This is a genomic window from Pseudomonas nitroreducens NBRC 12694 (assembly GCF_002091755.1).
GTDB lineage: Bacteria > Pseudomonadota > Gammaproteobacteria > Pseudomonadales > Pseudomonadaceae > Pseudomonas > Pseudomonas nitroreducens.
This window is the reverse complement of the sequence record NZ_BDAI01000016.1, coordinates 95,641-110,787: the sequence shown is the minus strand read 5'-3', so window position 1 is coordinate 110,787 and position 15,147 is coordinate 95,641. Positions and strand designations below refer to the sequence as shown.

Annotated in this window: 9 protein-coding genes; 6 read left to right on the top strand and 3 right to left on the bottom strand. The window is 63.2% G+C overall.

Going from position 1 to position 15,147, the window contains the following annotated elements; translation table 11 throughout:
* Positions 1-5,477, bottom strand: a 5,477-nt coding sequence (locus tag PNI01S_RS25905) for an Ig-like domain-containing protein (protein ID WP_256576735.1), incomplete at its 3' end; no start/stop codon positions are given.
* A 384-nt stretch (positions 5,478-5,861) separates the two neighbouring features.
* Between PNI01S_RS25905 and queD the strand changes: the two genes are divergently transcribed.
* The gene (gene queD / locus PNI01S_RS25900; protein WP_089285886.1) at positions 5,862-6,218 is read left to right on the top strand and encodes a 6-carboxytetrahydropterin synthase QueD; all 357 of its coding nucleotides are present in this window, start codon (positions 5,862-5,864) and stop codon (positions 6,216-6,218) included.
* 60 nt (positions 6,219-6,278) lie between these two features.
* Here queD and PNI01S_RS25895 read toward each other — a convergent pair whose 3' ends face one another.
* On the bottom strand, positions 6,279-8,639 hold the full coding sequence (locus PNI01S_RS25895) for a DNA polymerase II (protein WP_084359697.1): 2,361 nt from the start codon (positions 8,637-8,639) through the stop codon (positions 6,279-6,281).
* A gap of 151 nt (positions 8,640-8,790) precedes the next feature.
* Between PNI01S_RS25895 and mltA the strand changes: the two genes are divergently transcribed.
* Both mltA and PNI01S_RS25885 read left to right on the top strand, forming a co-directional pair.
* Positions 8,791-9,942 carry a murein transglycosylase A gene (gene mltA, locus PNI01S_RS25890; protein WP_084359696.1) on the top strand — a complete coding sequence of 384 codons (1,152 nt, stop codon included), beginning with the start codon at positions 8,791-8,793 and terminating at the stop codon, positions 9,940-9,942.
* A 184-nt stretch (positions 9,943-10,126) separates the two neighbouring features.
* A complete protein-coding gene (locus PNI01S_RS25885; protein ID WP_084359695.1) occupies positions 10,127-10,366 on the top strand; it encodes a hypothetical protein in 240 nt (79 codons plus the stop codon).
* A gap of 5 nt (positions 10,367-10,371) precedes the next feature.
* On the opposite strand, the gene qhpR is transcribed toward PNI01S_RS25885, so the two are convergent.
* Positions 10,372-11,328, bottom strand: a complete 957-nt coding sequence (qhpR, locus tag PNI01S_RS25880) for an AraC-like transcriptional regulator QhpR (protein ID WP_084359694.1) — start codon at positions 11,326-11,328, stop codon at positions 10,372-10,374.
* 190 nt (positions 11,329-11,518) lie between these two features.
* On the opposite strand from qhpR, the gene PNI01S_RS25875 reads away from it, so the two are divergent.
* From PNI01S_RS25875 to PNI01S_RS25865, 3 genes are read left to right on the top strand one after another with little or no spacing between them, the layout of a single operon-like run.
* Complete coding sequence (locus PNI01S_RS25875) at positions 11,519-12,430, top strand: bile acid:sodium symporter family protein (protein WP_084359693.1); 912 nt, start codon at positions 11,519-11,521, stop codon at positions 12,428-12,430.
* Positions 12,427-13,170, top strand: coding sequence for a sulfite exporter TauE/SafE family protein (locus PNI01S_RS25870; RefSeq protein WP_084359692.1), 744 nt, complete (start codon positions 12,427-12,429; stop codon positions 13,168-13,170). Before PNI01S_RS25875 ends, PNI01S_RS25870 begins: the two co-directional genes overlap by 4 nt.
* Positions 13,167-14,960, top strand: a complete 1,794-nt coding sequence (locus PNI01S_RS25865; protein ID WP_084359691.1) for an N-acyl-D-amino-acid deacylase family protein — start codon at positions 13,167-13,169, stop codon at positions 14,958-14,960. Before PNI01S_RS25870 ends, PNI01S_RS25865 begins: the two co-directional genes overlap by 4 nt.
* The last annotated feature ends 187 nt before the right edge of the window (positions 14,961-15,147 follow it).

Sequence of the window (15,147 nt, the reverse complement as noted above, 5' to 3'; positions counted from 1 at the left end):
ACTGTGTCGATGCTGAAAGTGAACGGTATGGTCGGAGCGCTAGTGTTGCCAGCTTTGTCCGTCGCAGTGGCGATGATGCTGTGCGCCCCCTGCCCCATATCCGAAACTGGTGTGAAGCTCCAGGTGCCATCGACTTTAACCGTGGTGCTGCCCAGTTCGACAGCGCCATCGGTGATTTTAATGATGCTACCAACCTTCCCGGTACCCTGGATCTCGGGACGGGTATCGTCAGTGACGCCATTAAAGCTGATGTCGCCGGTGATGCTGCCGACATCGTCAATTAGGTGGGTAATCGAGACCAGCACCTTGGAGGTATCCACAATCACGTTCAGCGGGCTGTTCTGACCGCTGCTGTTGCCGGCCTTGTCCAGCACTTCCGTGCTGAACGCATGGTTGCCATCGGACAACGCGGCGGTCGGCGTGAAGCTCCACTTGCCATCGGCACCTACATCGGCCTCGCCGATTGCCTTGCCGTTGTCGTAGATGATGACCTTGCCATTCGGCTCGGCTCCGCCGCTGAACACCGGACGGTTGTCATCGGTGGTATCACCCGCATGCAGCGGGCCAGTCACCGCACCCACATTGTCAGTCACCGCCAGGCCGGTCACATTAGCCGGTGCCGTGGTGTCGACGCTGAAGTTCCAGATTCCGGTCGGGCTGCTAACCAGCCCCACGCTATTGGTCGCAGTCGCAATTACATTGTGCGTACCATCAGCCAGGACACTTGTGGTGATTTCCCACTTGCCATTGCTATCTGCCGCCGCACTACCGATCAAGGTATTGCCGTCGTACAGCTTGACGATACTGCCCGCATCCGCCGCCCCCTTGAAGGTCGGCTGGTTGTCGTCGGTCACGTCGCCTTTCTGCAGGAAGCCGGTATACGGCCCCACATCGTCGAAGACGCTTTCGACGGTTGGCACAGTTGGCCCTACCGTCACCAAGGTGACACTGTACTTGTCGCACGGCGCGGTCTTGTTGCCCGCCACATCCATCTCAACAGCGGTCAGGTCGTTGACGCCGGAAACCAGAGGAAGTGATGGGGTCAACTTCCAGGTGCCATCAGAACCTACAGTGGCCCGGCCGATCTCATGGTTGCCGGTGCTGTCCTTGCTGAAGACGATGACGGTATCGCCAGCGGTACCCTTGCCGCTGATCTCCGGACGCGCGTCATCGGTCTCGCCACCGTTTACGATGTTGCCGGTGATCGGGCCGACATGATCTTCAACACCTGTAATCGACAGCTTGGTAAAGTCCGGCGCCGTGTAGTCGGTATCCACCGCGTAATCGTCGGACTTGACGCTGACGTTTCCTGCAGCATCGGTTGCCGTAACCGTAAAGTCATGATGACCTTCGGAAAGCGCAATGACTGGTGTGTAGCTCCAGGCTCCATTGGCATCGGCAACCGCTTCACCCAGCTTCAAACCGTTATCGTAGATGATGACCTTGGAACCGGGTTCCGCCTCACCGGAAAGGACCGGCTTGGAGTCATCGGTCACACCACCTCTGGCAATAATCCCCTGGATTTCGCCCACATTGTCGTACACCGAATCGATGCTCGGCTTGACGGGGGCACTGTAGTCAGTGGTGATGCTGAAGACGTCCGAGTTGGCGCTGGTATTTCCAGCAGCGTCGGTCGCAGTGACAGTGAAGTCATGCTTGCCTTCGGTGATCGGGGTGGTTGGCGTATAGTTCCATTGACCTGACTTGTCGGCGGTCACTTCACCCAACTTGGCGCCGTTATCGTACACCGCCACCCTGGAGCCAGCTTCGGCTTTCCCCGAGAGGGTCGGGTTCGGGTCGTCACTCACTCCGCCATTGGCGATCGGCCCCTGAACCGCGCCCACATCATCCAGAACCTGGTCGATAGTGGGCTTGCCCGGAGCAGTGGTATCAACGATGAAAGCAAACGTCGCTGGGTCGCTGACGTTGCCTGCCAGATCGGTTGCAGTGGCCTTGATGGTGTGCGCCCCTTCGGACAGAGAGGCCGTTGGCTTGAAGGTCCAGCTACCGTCCGCCGCCACCCCGGCGGTTCCCAGTTTGGTAGAACCGTCATATACGGTGATGATGCTGCCGACCTTGCCTGTACCCTGGATGGTCGGACGAGTATCGTCGGTGTAGCCGCCATTGCTGATGTCGCCAGTGATGCTGCCGACATCGTCGATCATGTGGGTGATCGAGACCAGTACCTTGGACGTATCCACGATCACGCTCAGTGGAGCGCTCTGGCCACTGCTGTTACCAGCCTGGTCGAGTACCTCCGTGCTGAACGCGTGGTCACCATTTGCCAACGCGGCGGTCGGTGTGAAGCTCCACTTGCCATCGGCACCCACATCGACTTCGCCGATTGCCTTGCCGTTGTCGTAGATGATGACCTTGCCATTTGGCTCGGCACCGCCGCTGAACACCGGGCGGTTATCGTCAGTGGTATCACCAGCGTGCAGCGGGCCAGTCACATCTCCCACGTTATCGGTGATGGCCAAACCCATCACGTTGTCCGGCGCGGTGGTGTCGACGCTGAAGTTCCACCCTCCCGTCGGTTCACTGCTTTGACCTACGCTGTTGGTGGCGGTGGCAATCACCTCATGCGGACCGTCGGCCAGTTTGTCGGTGGTGATACTCCAGTTACCACTGGCATCGACCATGGCGCTGCCGATCAGAGTGCTACCGTCATAGAGCTTGATGACGCTGCCACCATCAGCGGAGCCCTTGAAGGTCGGTGTGCTGTCGTCAGTGACATCACCTTTCTGCAGGAAGCCCTGATATGGACCGACATCGTCATGGACGCTGATGATAGTCGGTACCGATGGCGCACCGATCACAACGTCAATGCTGTACTTCGCGCTTGGATCGGTCTTGTTGCCCGCTACGTCCATCTCGACAGCGGTCAGGTCATTCGCACCGGAAACCAGCGGAAGTGTGGGGGTCAGCTTCCATGTACCGTCAGCACCTACTGTGGCGCGACCGATCTCATGGTTACCGGTACTGTCCTTGCTGAAGACGATAACGGTATCGCCAGCAGTACCCTTACCACTGATCTCAGGACGCGCATCATCGGTTTCGCCGCCATTCGGGATATTACCGGTGATCGGCGCCACATGGTCTTCCACGCCAGTAATCAACAGTTTGGTAATGTCCGGCGGGGTGGTATCGATATCAACCACGATAACGGTCGGTGGACTGGTGTTTCCAGCAGCGTCCGCCGCAGTGACACTGATGTTGTTGTTACCCTCCGGCAGTGGTTTGCTCGGCGTAACCGACCAGTTGCCGTTTTCATCCGCCGTGGCCGTGAGAACCTCTCCGGTGGGCAATGTGACCTTCACATCGGCATGAGGCTCTGTATGGCCGTCGATGGTTGGCTTGGTCTCATTGGTGATGCCGTCGCCCTTGACGCCCGTATCAGAGTCAGGGTCCAGCCAGACCTGGGGGGCATCCGGAGCAATGGTATCCACTACCACCACGAACGGGTCCGAAGACGGACTGACATTACCCGCAACATCGGTCACGGTCACCGTGATGTCATGGGCACCTTCAGACAGTGGCTTATCTTGTGGAGCTTCATAGCTCCACTTGCCATCCTGACCGACGACTGCCTCGGCAATCTTCTTGCCACCATCGTACAGGGTGATGGTCTGATTCGGCTCACCGTTGCCTGAGAAGGTGGGCCGAGTGTCGTTGGTGCTGTCGCCGCTATTGAGCGGGCCAACCTTGGGCTCGACGTTGTCGTAAACCATGTCGAGTGTGCCATCCGGACCGATCACCGGCTTGGGCGGAGTGGTCGTGTCAATGCCGACCACGATCACAGTCGGCTGACTGGCGTTTCCTGCAGCATCCGTCGCGGTGACGCTGATGCTGTTGTCACCCTCCGTAAGAGGCTTGGTCGGAGTCACTGACCAGTTACCGTCGTCGTCTGCCTTGACGTTGATCACCTCGCCGGTTGGCAGCGTCACCTTGACGTCCGCGTTCGGCTCGGTCTTGCCGTCAATGGTCGGCATGGTGTCGCTGGTGATATTGTCACCTTTGATACCGGTGTCGGACGCTGGATCCAGCCAGACCTTGGGCGCATCAGGGGCTGTGGTGTCGATATCCAGAGAAATGACTGTGGGTTGGCTAGGGTTGCCAGCGGGGTCGGTGGCAACAACAGTGATGTCGCCGGCCCCGTCCGGCAATGGCTTCGTCGGGGTGACGGACCAATCGCCATTCGCGTCGGCGGTAACAACTACGGTTTCACCGGTGGGGAATTTCACCGTGACATCTGCGCCCGGCTCAGTGTGACCATCGATGGTCGGCCTGGAGTCATTAGTGATGTTGTCACCCTTGACTCCAGTGTCCGAGTCAGGGTCCAGCCAGACTTTCGGCGCTTCCGGAGCAATGGTGTCGATGATGACCGGAACGACGATTTCGGTCTGGTTGCCCGCTGGGTCCTGCGCGATAACCTTGATGTCGTTATTGCCCTCGGGGAGCGGCTGAGTGGGCGGCGGAGCAACCCAGGTACCGTCGTCCTTTACGTCAACCGTAACGGTTTCGCCTGTCGGGTAAACGACGATGATGCTGTCGCCGGGTTCGCCGGTACCATGGATGGATGGTTCATTGCTGGGCGAGTAAGTCTGGCCATCGTGCTCGACGGCACCGCTTATCTCGGCAGTGGGAGCGGAAGGCGGAACCGTGTCTACGGCAAAGTCGATGACGTGGACAGGAGCACTGGGTTTTTCCCCTTTGCCTTCCTGGACGACATCAATGCTGTGGTTGCCGTCGTTGAGGTCAACATTGGGGGTAAATGTCCAGGTTTGGTCCGGCCCGACCGTGGTGCTGCCGATTTCCTGGCCATTGTCATAGATGTGGATGACTGCGCCCGCCTCACCCTTGCCGGAAATGACCGGACGCGGATCGTCGGTGGCGTCGCCATTGGCGATCACACCCTGCTTCGGCCCCACATGGTCGGTGATCTGGGTATCAGTGACGGAGGGGCTGGTCTTGGTGTGATGTTTGTCATCATTCTTGGTCGCTGCGGCCACACCACCCACCGCTCCTGCGCCCGCCAGAAGCGGCCATAGCAGGAAACCGGCAGATTCGTCGATCTCGCCATTGACCACCGGGGCGGCGCCCAGCGGTTCACCCCCAAGGGCAATGGGGGTCATCTCGCCATCGGCCAGCAACAGCTGGCTGTAGAAGCCCTCACCATCGGTACGCACATACGCGTACATCTGGCCGTCTTCGGATACGCCATAGAGCTGGCTGTCCATGCCGTCTGCGAAGAAGTCCTGGATGACCAGATCAGGCTTGTCGCTGCCCTGGAAAAACACCAGCAGATCCTTGCCGTCCCGCTTGACCGTGACGTTCTCCGGAGCCACTTCATTATTATCGAGTTTAAGAAGGTACTTGGTACCGACCTTTGCCTTGACCTTGCCGCCATCCTTGAACGTAACCCGCTGGGCTGCATTTTCGGAGACTTCTACCAATTGGACTTTTTCAGCGGACATCTGCATTTTCCTTATCCAGCCACAGAAATAAAACTGCGGTGGCCAGCTTAAGGCGGGAGTCATTGAGTCATTTGTAGGACAATTCGGCAGATCAATGCGGATTCGCCGCAACTACGATCGCAGTGGACTACAGAGCAAACGGACGCCTTGTGGCCGGCTATTGCTGGTGCCGTAGGAGCAAAGGAAATACCGCGAGGCAACAGGCTGGACAGCGCTTCTCCGTCGCATGGACCAGCAGATGCTGAGCTCAATCTCGAATACCGGATCCTGAGGCTGAAAATCGGATGAACCGCTGGCAGGGCCGGCGGCACGATGGTGATAAACTATGCAGCCATTTTCCGGCCGGCCCGCTCTCGGGCCGGCATTCGTCACAGAGTGCACCACGTGGAATTGTTCAAAGAATTCACCTTCGAATCCGCCCACCGCCTACCCCACGTTCCCGCCGGGCATCAGTGCGGCCGCCTGCATGGCCACTCCTTCCGAGCCGCCATCTACATCGAGGGCGAGGTCGATCCGCATACCGGCTGGATTCGTGATTTCGCCGAGATCAAGCAGATCTTCAAGCCGATCTACGATCAGCTCGACCACAACTACCTGAACGACATCCCCGGCCTGGACAACCCCACCAGCGAAAATCTCTGCCGCTGGATCTGGCAACAGCTCAAGCCGCTGCTGCCAGAGCTGTCCAAGGTGCGCGTGCACGAGACCTGCACCAGCGGTTGCGAATATCGCGGCGACTGATCCGCCCGAAGCCATGAACAAGGCCGGCAATCGCCGGCCTTGTTCATATCAGCCCGGGACTCAGAACAGGCCCATCTGCTTGTCGATCAACGCGCCGAAGTCGTCGTCCACGAACGGCAGGATGGCGTCGGCGATCGGCTGCAGCTGGCGGCTGACGTAGTGGTCGTAGTCGATGGGCGAGCTGAGCGTTTCCAGCGGCTCCGGGCCGTTGACGGTGATGACGTAGCTGATCCAGCCACCGCGCTGGTACTGCCGCGGCCGACCCTGGCGCTCGTTGTAGTCGTCGGCGATACGCGCCGCGCGCACGTGAGGCGGCACGTTGCGTTCATAGTCACCGAGCTGGCGGCGCAGGCGCTTGCGGAAAATCAGCAGCTCGTCCTGCTCGCCGGCGAGGGTGCGGTTCACGTAGTCGCGCACGTAATCGCGATACGGCTGACGCTGGAAGATGCGCAGGTAGAGTTCCTGCTGAAACTGCTGGGCCAGCGGCGACCAGTCGGTGCGCACGGTTTCCAGGCCCTTGAAGACTATTTCGTCGCTGCCGTCCTCACGCCGTACCAGGCCGGCATAGCGCTTCTTGCTGCCCTCTTCCGCGCCACGGATGGTCGGCATCAGGAAGCGTCGGAAGTGCCGCTCGAACTGGATCTCCAGCGCGCACTCCAGGCCATATTCCTCGCGCAGGTGCTGCGCCCACCACTGGTTGACGTGGCGCACCAGATCGCGCCCGATCCGTGCTGCCTCTTCTTCGCCATGGGCACGGCCAAGCCAGACGAAGGTGGAGTCTGTGTCGCCATAGATCACCCGATGCCCCTGCCCTTCGATCAGCTCGCGGGTGCGACGCATGATTTCGTGGCCACGCATGGTGATCGATGATGCCAGGCGTGGGTCGAAGAAGCGGCAGCCGCTGGAACCGAGCACGCCGTAGAAGGCGTTCATGATGATCTTCAACGCCTGGGACAGCGGCGCGTTGCCGTCGCGCTTGGCGGCGTCGCGGCCCTGCCAGACGCGCTCGACGATGGCCGGCAGGCAATGCTGCGTGCGCGAAAAGCGTCCGCCGCGGAAGCCGGGGATCGATGCCTCGTCGGACGGGTCGCTCAGCCCTTCGACCAGCCCGACGGGGTCAATCAGGAAGGTGCGGATGATCGACGGATACAGGCTCTTGTAATCCAGCACCAGCACCGATTCGTAGAGCCCCGGCCGCGAATCCATGACGAAGCCGCCGGGGCTCGCTTCCGGCGCCTTGCCACCGAGGTTCGGCGCGACGTAGCCCAGCCGGTGCATTGGCGGCAGGTACAGGTGGGTGAAGGCTGCCACCGAGCCACCACTGCGGTCGGCCGGCAGCCCGGTGACACTGGCGCGCTCCAGCAGAAAGTCGAGGATGCGGGTCTTCTCGAAGATGCGCGTGACCAGCTCGCAGTCCTTGAGGTTGTATTTCGCCAGCGCCGGCTTGTCTTCGGCGAAACGGCGGTCGATCTCGGCCATGCGGTCGTAGGGGTTGTCGATGGCCTTGCCCTCGCCCAGCAGAGTCTGCGAGACGCTTTCCAGGCTGAACGAGGAGAAACTCCAGAACGCCGAGCGCAACGCCTCGATGCCGTCGATGATCAGTCGCCCGGCCGCCGCGGCAAAGAAGTGATTGGACGAGGCATGCTGCCGCCAGCCCATCTCGTCGCCGCCACGCCCCAGGCGCAGCGGGACCTCCAGGCGCTTGGCATGCTCCTGCAGGACGCGCAGGTCGAACTGCACCAGGTTCCAGCCGATGATCGCGTCGGGATCGTGCTCGGCCAGCCACTGGTTCAGACGCTCCAGCAACTGCGCGCGGCTCTCGCAGTATTCCAGCTCAAAATCGCGTTCGCCGTCGATGCCATTGGCGGGGCCGAGCATGTACACCTGGCGCCGGCCGCAGCCCTCCAGGGCAATGGAATAGAGGTCGCCACGGATGTTGGTCTCGATGTCCAGCGAGGCCAGCTTCAGCCTTGGTCGATAATCCGGCGCGGGCCGCAGTTGCGCCGTGAGGATACTGCCGCCCTCGCCTGGCTCGCCCTGGAAGGTCACTGGAGCGGTGATGAAGCGTTCCATGAGGTAGCGTTCGGGTGGGCGAATGTCTGCCTCGAATACTTCGACGCCCGCTTCGCGCAGCTTTTTCTCGAGGTTCATCAACTGGCGGTGCTGCTGGCAGTACAAGCCCAGCACCGGACGCTGCTGGAAGTCACGCAGGCCCAGCGGGCGCAGTTCGGCACCACGCTCGCCGGCCAGCAGTTTCTCGGCGCGGGCGCGCTGCTCGGTCGGCAGGAAGGCCACCGAGGTCTGCGGCGGCAGCAGCACATGCCGGGGCCCTTCATCGGTGGCCAGCCAGAAGCCCACCTCGGTGCCTTCGGGCGTATCCCGCCAATGTCGGGTCAGGACGAAACCCTGCCTTGCCTCCACGCTCTAACCACCCGTCTGTCGAATCAGAACGCCATTCTACCGGTCCGCCCGCGGATTCGTTGCAAGGCGTGTAAATCCGACCGATGCGTTTGACGCACGCCCCGCGTCTGCCCAAGCTAGCGGGCTTTCGTTTGCCTGCCAGGACTCGCCCGTGACCGATTCGTCCCGCCACTGGACCCGCCCTCTCCTCGCCACCCTGTGTTTCGCCATCCTGCTTTCAGGCTGCGGCCTGTTCGGCAAAAAGCCCGAAGAAGCCCAGGCACCCACCTATTCCAAGGTCGCCTGGTCGGACCTGCCCCAGACCGCCGACAGCGACGTACTGCAAGGTTTCAGCGCCTGGCGCTCGGCCTGCGCGGTACGCCTGAAGAAAGATGACATCTGGGCCGCGACCTGCGCCGAAGCGGCGAATGTGCCGGCTTCCGCCCCGGCGATCCGCCAGTTCATGCAGGCCCAGTTGCAGCCCTACCAGCTGCGTTCCGGCGAAGGCAGCAGGAACGGCCTGATCACCGGCTACTACGAGCCCGTCTACCGTGGCAGCCAGCAGCGCGACGCCACGCACACCGTACCGATCTATGGCGTGCCGAAAGACCTGATCACCGTCGCGCTGGACAGCGTCTACCCGGAGCTGAAGGGCAAGCGCCTGCGCGGCAAGCTCGAAGGCAACACCCTCGTACCCTACGCTGACGCCGCCGGTATCCGCCGCGATGGGGTCAATGCGCCCGTGCTGGCCTGGCTGCCCGACCCGATGGACCTGCAGTTCCTGCAGATCCAGGGCTCCGGCCGTGTGCAGCTGGCCTCCGGTCGCCAACTGCGTCTGGGCTACGCCGAGCAGAATGGCCGCCCGTACAAGCCGGTGGGCCGCTGGCTGGTGGAACAGGGCGAGCTGAGCAAGGAAGAAGTCAGCATGGCGCGCATCCGCGACTGGGCCCGCGCCCACCCGCAGCGCGTCGACGAACTGCTGGCGAGCAATCCCAGCTACGTGTTCTTCAGCCAGCGCCCGGACAGCAACGAAGGCCCGCGAGGCTCGCTGAACGTGCCGCTGACGCCCGGCTACAGCGTGGCCATCGATCGCAAGGTGATCCCGTTGGGGAGCCTGATGTGGCTCTCCACCACCCGCCCGGATGGTGCGCCGGTGGTGCGCCCGGTCGCAGCGCAGGACACCGGCGGCGCCATCGTCGGCGAAGTGCGCGCGGACCTGTTCTGGGGCACTGGCGATGCCGCCGGGGAGCTCGCCGGGCACATGAAGCAGGACGGCCAGTTGTGGCTGCTCTGGCCAAAGGACAAGTCACTGCCGGGCGCCTGAGCGAAACGGCGTGTAACGTCGAACCCTGTACGCCCTAAGAGCCTGGAATTTTCAGACAGAGGAAATTCCTACTCATCCTACAGAGCTCCCTGAGTTCCCGACATCACCGCCAACCGGACAATGGTCGGCGAATCCAGGCACTCCCCTGGCTTCGCCGATCCTCAACCCGATCGCGGTGACCGCCATGAAGAAAAGCCAGCCTCCCCTCCATTCCCAGCGCCAGCACCGTGGCTGGCCGCTGGACTACGACGTCCTCTGCTGGATAGGCGCTATCGCCCTGGTCCTACTGTTCTTGGGCGTCGACCAGTTCTTCGTGTCGAAGCTGCCCGGCACCGGTGCCATCGAACACCCGCGCAGCATTCCCCAACGCGTCGACCTGCCCGCCGCCCATGCGCTGGCGTCGCTGGACCGCGACCGCCAATAGGTGGCTCAGTTGCCCTGACGGAATTGCCCCGGCGTCATCCCGCTCCAGCGGCGGAAAGCCTTGGCGAAAGCGCTCTCGTCGGAGAACCCCAGGCGCTCGGCCACCTCGCCCAGTCGCGAGGACTCGCGCAGCAGTTGTTCGGCCATGCCATGCAACACCTGTTCGCGCAGCAGCTTGAAGCTGGTGCCTTCCTCCGCCAGTTTGCGGTTGAGGTGGCGTCCGCTGAGCTCCAGTTGCTCGGCGACCTTCTCCTTGCCCCAGCGCGGGTTCTGCCGCAGCAGCTGCTGCACGCGCGCGGCCAGGCTCTGCGCTCCCAGACGTTCGAGCTGGGCGTCGGCCAGCGCCCGCAGGTGCTCGCGCATCAGGGCGTTGGCCTGGATCAGCGGCACGTCGAGATCAGCCACGGCAAAGCTCAGGGCATTCTCGGCACCCTCGAAGATAACCGGGCATCCCAGCACCTCGACATACCGCGTCGGCTCGCCCCGGGCGGCATGGCTGAGGATCAGTCGCTGCGGATTGACGCGATCGCCGGTGATCCAGCGAGTCAGGTGCACCAGGCTGGCCAGGGCGGCCTCCACACGCTCCTCGCGGCGCACGGTGTAGCTCGGCCGATAGACCAGGCGTACCTGCGTTGCATCCTGCTCACGCTGGAACTCGCTGCCCTCGGCGATGATCGGGTAATACTCCAGCAAGGCGTCCAGCGCCTCGCCATAGTGGTCACAGCTCATCAGCAGCGCACCGACCATGTCCAGGTGCCCCACTTGCAGCGCACTGCCCAGGCGCAGGCCCAGCAACGGATCGCCCGAAGCGGCACAAATGGCTTCCCAGAAAGCGTCCTGGCGCTGCAACGGAATGCGCGGCTCCAGGCTGGCCGCCTGCAGATCGGCAGGCACCGGCAGCCCCAGGCGCTCGGCGGCCTGCAGGATGCCCTGGGCGTAATGGACAGTAATGGTGTGCGGCATGGTCTCGAATTAACCGGTAAAGGTCCCGATTGAGCCGTTACCGGGCGGTAACGCTGCCCTATGCTTGCCAATTACAACGATAAATACAAACAAGAGTCGCCTTGCATGCCCAATCCCACCGGAGCCGCGCCCGTGCCGCCGGCTGCAGTCCATTCGCCAGTCCCCACCCTCCCTCTGTGGGAGAACGGCGATGCCTGAAGTCCACCTCGAATTCTCCGGCGGTTCGATGATCGCCTTGAACGCGATCATCGCCCTGATGATGTTCGGCGTATCGCTGGAACTGCGCCGCGACGATTTCGCCCGCATCCTGCGCCAGCCCAAGGCGCCGGTGATCGGCATGCTGGTGCAGTTCCTGCTGCTGCCGGCCGCCACCTGCCTGCTGACCATCGCCCTGCCCATCGACCCGGAACTGGCGCTGGGGATGATCCTGGTCGCCACCTGCCCCAGTGGCACCTTCTCCAACATCATGACCTGGATGGCGCGGGGCAACGTCGCCGTGTCGGCCAGCGTCACGGCGGTTTCCGGCCTCAGCGCGGGTATCTTCACACCGCTGAACTTCGCCCTGTATGCCGGCATCAACCCGGCCACCCGCGACCGCCTCACGCAGATCCACATCGACCCGCTGGAACTGGTCGGTGTGGTGCTATTGGTGCTGATCCTGCCGATGCTGCTGGGCATGGCCCTGGGCAAGCACAAGCCACAGCTCGCGCGGCGCCTGGAGAAGCCCATGCGACAGTTGTCGCTGCTGGTGATGCTGGGCTTCGTCGGCATGGCCTTCGCCAAGAACTTCCAGCAGTTCATGGCCTACTTCCACCTGTTCTTCTGGCTCGTCCTGCTGCTTAACGGCACTGCGCTGCTCCTGGGCTATAGCTGCGCGCGGCTGTGGAAGCTGCCGGACGCCGACGTGCGCGCCGTCACCCTGGAGAGCGGCATCCACAATTCGGCGCTGGGTATGGCGCTGATCCTCACCTTCTTCCCGCAGGCCGGCGGCATGCTGCTGATCGCCGCGTTCTGGGGCTGCTGGCAGTTGTTTTCCGGGTTGCTACTGGCGCAATGGTGGGCGCGCCGCGAACCACGAGGCACCGCGGTGAGCGCGTCATGAACGCTCCGGCCATCGCCCTTGGCGGTTTCATCCTGCTGGCTTACACACTGGAAGCCATCACCGGCTTCGGCAGCGTGGTGATCGCCCTGTCCCTCGGTGCGCTGCTGATGCCCATCGAAACGCTGCTGCCGATCCTGGTGCCGCTGAACATCGGCATGACCGGCTACCTGTGCTGGCGTCACCGGCGTCTGATCGATACCCGCCTGCTGCTGCGTACCGTGTTGCCGGGCATGCTGGCGGGCATGGTGATCGGCTACCTGTTGCTGCCGCATCTGGACCCGCAACCGCTCAAGCGCGGCCTGGGCGTGCTGATTCTCTGGTTCGCCGGCCGCGAACTGTGGCGCCTGCGCGCCAGTGCACCGGCACGCGGCCACACACCGAGCTGGGTGGTACGCCTGGCGACCGGGACCGCCGGTGTCTGCCACGGCCTGTTCGCATCGGGTGGGCCCTTGCTGGTCTACGCACTGGCCACCCGACCGCTGGATAAAACTCGTCTGCGCGCCACCCTGGTCTGCGTCTGGTTCACCCTCAACGGCCTGCTGACCCTGGCCTTCCTCCTCGATGGCCGCCTGCGCCCGGCGCTGCCGCAGGTGCTCGCCTACGCACCCTTGCTGCTGCTCGGCGTGTGGCTCGGTGAACGCCTACACCAGCGCTTCGAGGAACACCATTTCCGTCTCGCCATCCACTGCCTGCTGCTGGTCAGCGGCATCCTGCTGCTGTCGCCCTGGAGTCTCCTGTGAGCTACGACATCATCATCAAGAACGGCCTCTACTTCGACGGCAGCGACGCCCCCGGCAGCCTGCGCCACGTCGGCATCAAGGATGGGCGCATCGACACCCTGAGCGTCAGCCCGCTCGACGAAGGCGGCTGCCCAGAGGTCATCGACGCCAGCGGCCGCTGGGTCACCCCAGGCTTCCTGGAAATCCACTCGCACTACGACGCCGAAGCCATCGCCGCCCCGGCGCTGAAGGAGTCGGTACGCCACGGTGTGACCACCGTCTCCGTTGGTTCCTGCTCCATCAGCATGGTGCTGGGCGAGGCCGAGGACTGTTCCGACCTGTTCACCCGCGTCGAGGCCGTGCCGCGCGAGCAGGTGCTGCCGATCCTGCGTGACAAGCGCACCTGGAAGGACGCCAAGGGCTATCGCGCCTTCTACGACCAGCAACCACTGGGACCGAACCTCTGCTCCTTCCTCGGCCACTCCGAGCTGCGCGTGACAGTCATGGGGCTTGAGCGCGCCATCAGCGGCGCCAAGCCCACCGAAGCCGAACTGCAACGCATGGAAGAGCTGCTGGAGCAGGCGCTGGATGCCGGCTGTTTCGGCCTGTCGGTAATGACCACGCGCCTGGACAAGATGGACGGCGACCGCGCCTGGTCCAGCCCGCTGCCCTCCACCTTCGCCAGCTGGAAGGAATTCTCCCGCCTGTTCGCCGTGCTGCGCCGGCGCAACGCGCTGATGCAGGGCGCGCCCAACGCGGTCACCAAGATCAACGTGTTCGCCTTCCTCTACCAGGCCCACGGCTGGTTCCGCCGGCCGCTGAAGTGCTCGATGCTCACCGCGCTGGACCTCAAGTCCCAGCCCTTCATGCATCGCATCACCCGTGCCTCCGGCTGGGTCGCCAACCGCCTGCTGCGCGGCCGCTACCGCTGGCAGACCCTGCCAGCGCCCTTCGTGGTGCGCATCGAGGGGCTGAACATGAACGGCTTCGAGGAGTTTGGCGCCGGCGAAGTGCTGCGCGACATCAAGGACCCGGAAGAGCTCTACACGCGTATCCAGGACCCGGCCTTCCGTGAACGCTTCAAGAAGGACATCAAGGCCACCCTCAGCCTCGGCCTGTGGCACCGCAACCTGTCCGACTGCTGGGTGCGCGAGTGCCCGGACGCCTTGATGGTCGGGCGCAATTTCGAGGACATCGGCCGCGAGCGCGGGCTCGACCCGGTGGACGCCTTCTTCGAGCTGGCCGGTCAATACCGCAACGATCTCAAATGGACCACCTGCTACGGCAACCACCGCCCCGAGATCATGGGCAAGTTGCTGGCCAGCCCCTGGACCCAGCCGGGCTTCGCCGACTCCGGTGCGCACCTGGCCTCCCATGCGCAGTACAACTTCCCGCTGCGCATGCTCAAGTACGTGCGCGACGCCGAACTGGCCGGGCAGAGCTTCATGGATACCGGCCGCGCGGTGCACCGCCTGACGGGTGAACTCGCCGACTTCGCCGGGATCGACGCCGGCTATATCCGCGTCGGCGACCGCGCCGATCTGGTGGTGGTCAACCCGGCCGGGCTGACCGACGAGCTGGATGAAGTCAGCGAGGCACCGATGGAGGTCATCGGGCTGACGCGGCTGGTGAAGCGCAACGACGATGCAGTGGACGCCACCCTGATCAATGGCCGCGTGGCGTATCGGCGTGAAAGCGGCTTCCCCGAGGCGTTGGGCAAGGAACGCGTGTTCGGCACCTTCCTGCCGGGGCGCGACGTGCTGAGCCGGCCGCAGGAGGTGTCGGCGGGCAGCCCGGTTTACGGTCGCTGATCGCGGCTGCACCCTTGTAGGATGGGTGCAGCGCAGCGATACCCATGCTGACGGCACACGGCCTTGATGGGTATCGCTGCGCTCAACACCATCCTACGCAAAGGTTGCCTGGTGACGATGCGCATGTTGGCAGACCGCGCGGCGGGCCGAGATTGACGCTCTGACGCGCACTCACTAGAGTGCGCGT

Bases quoted from the DNA above. Each gene is read 5' to 3' on its own strand.
- PNI01S_RS25885 (WP_084359695.1), top strand. From the start codon at position 10,127: ATGAAGAAAAGCCAGCCTCCCCTCCATTCCCAGCGCCAGCACCGTGGC.
- qhpR (WP_084359694.1), bottom strand. From the start codon at position 11,328: ATGCCGCACACCATTACTGTCCATTACGCCCAGGGCATCCTGCAGGCC.
- PNI01S_RS25875 (WP_084359693.1), top strand. From the start codon at position 11,519: ATGCCTGAAGTCCACCTCGAATTCTCCGGCGGTTCGATGATCGCCTTG.
- PNI01S_RS25870 (WP_084359692.1), top strand. From the start codon at position 12,427: ATGAACGCTCCGGCCATCGCCCTTGGCGGTTTCATCCTGCTGGCTTAC.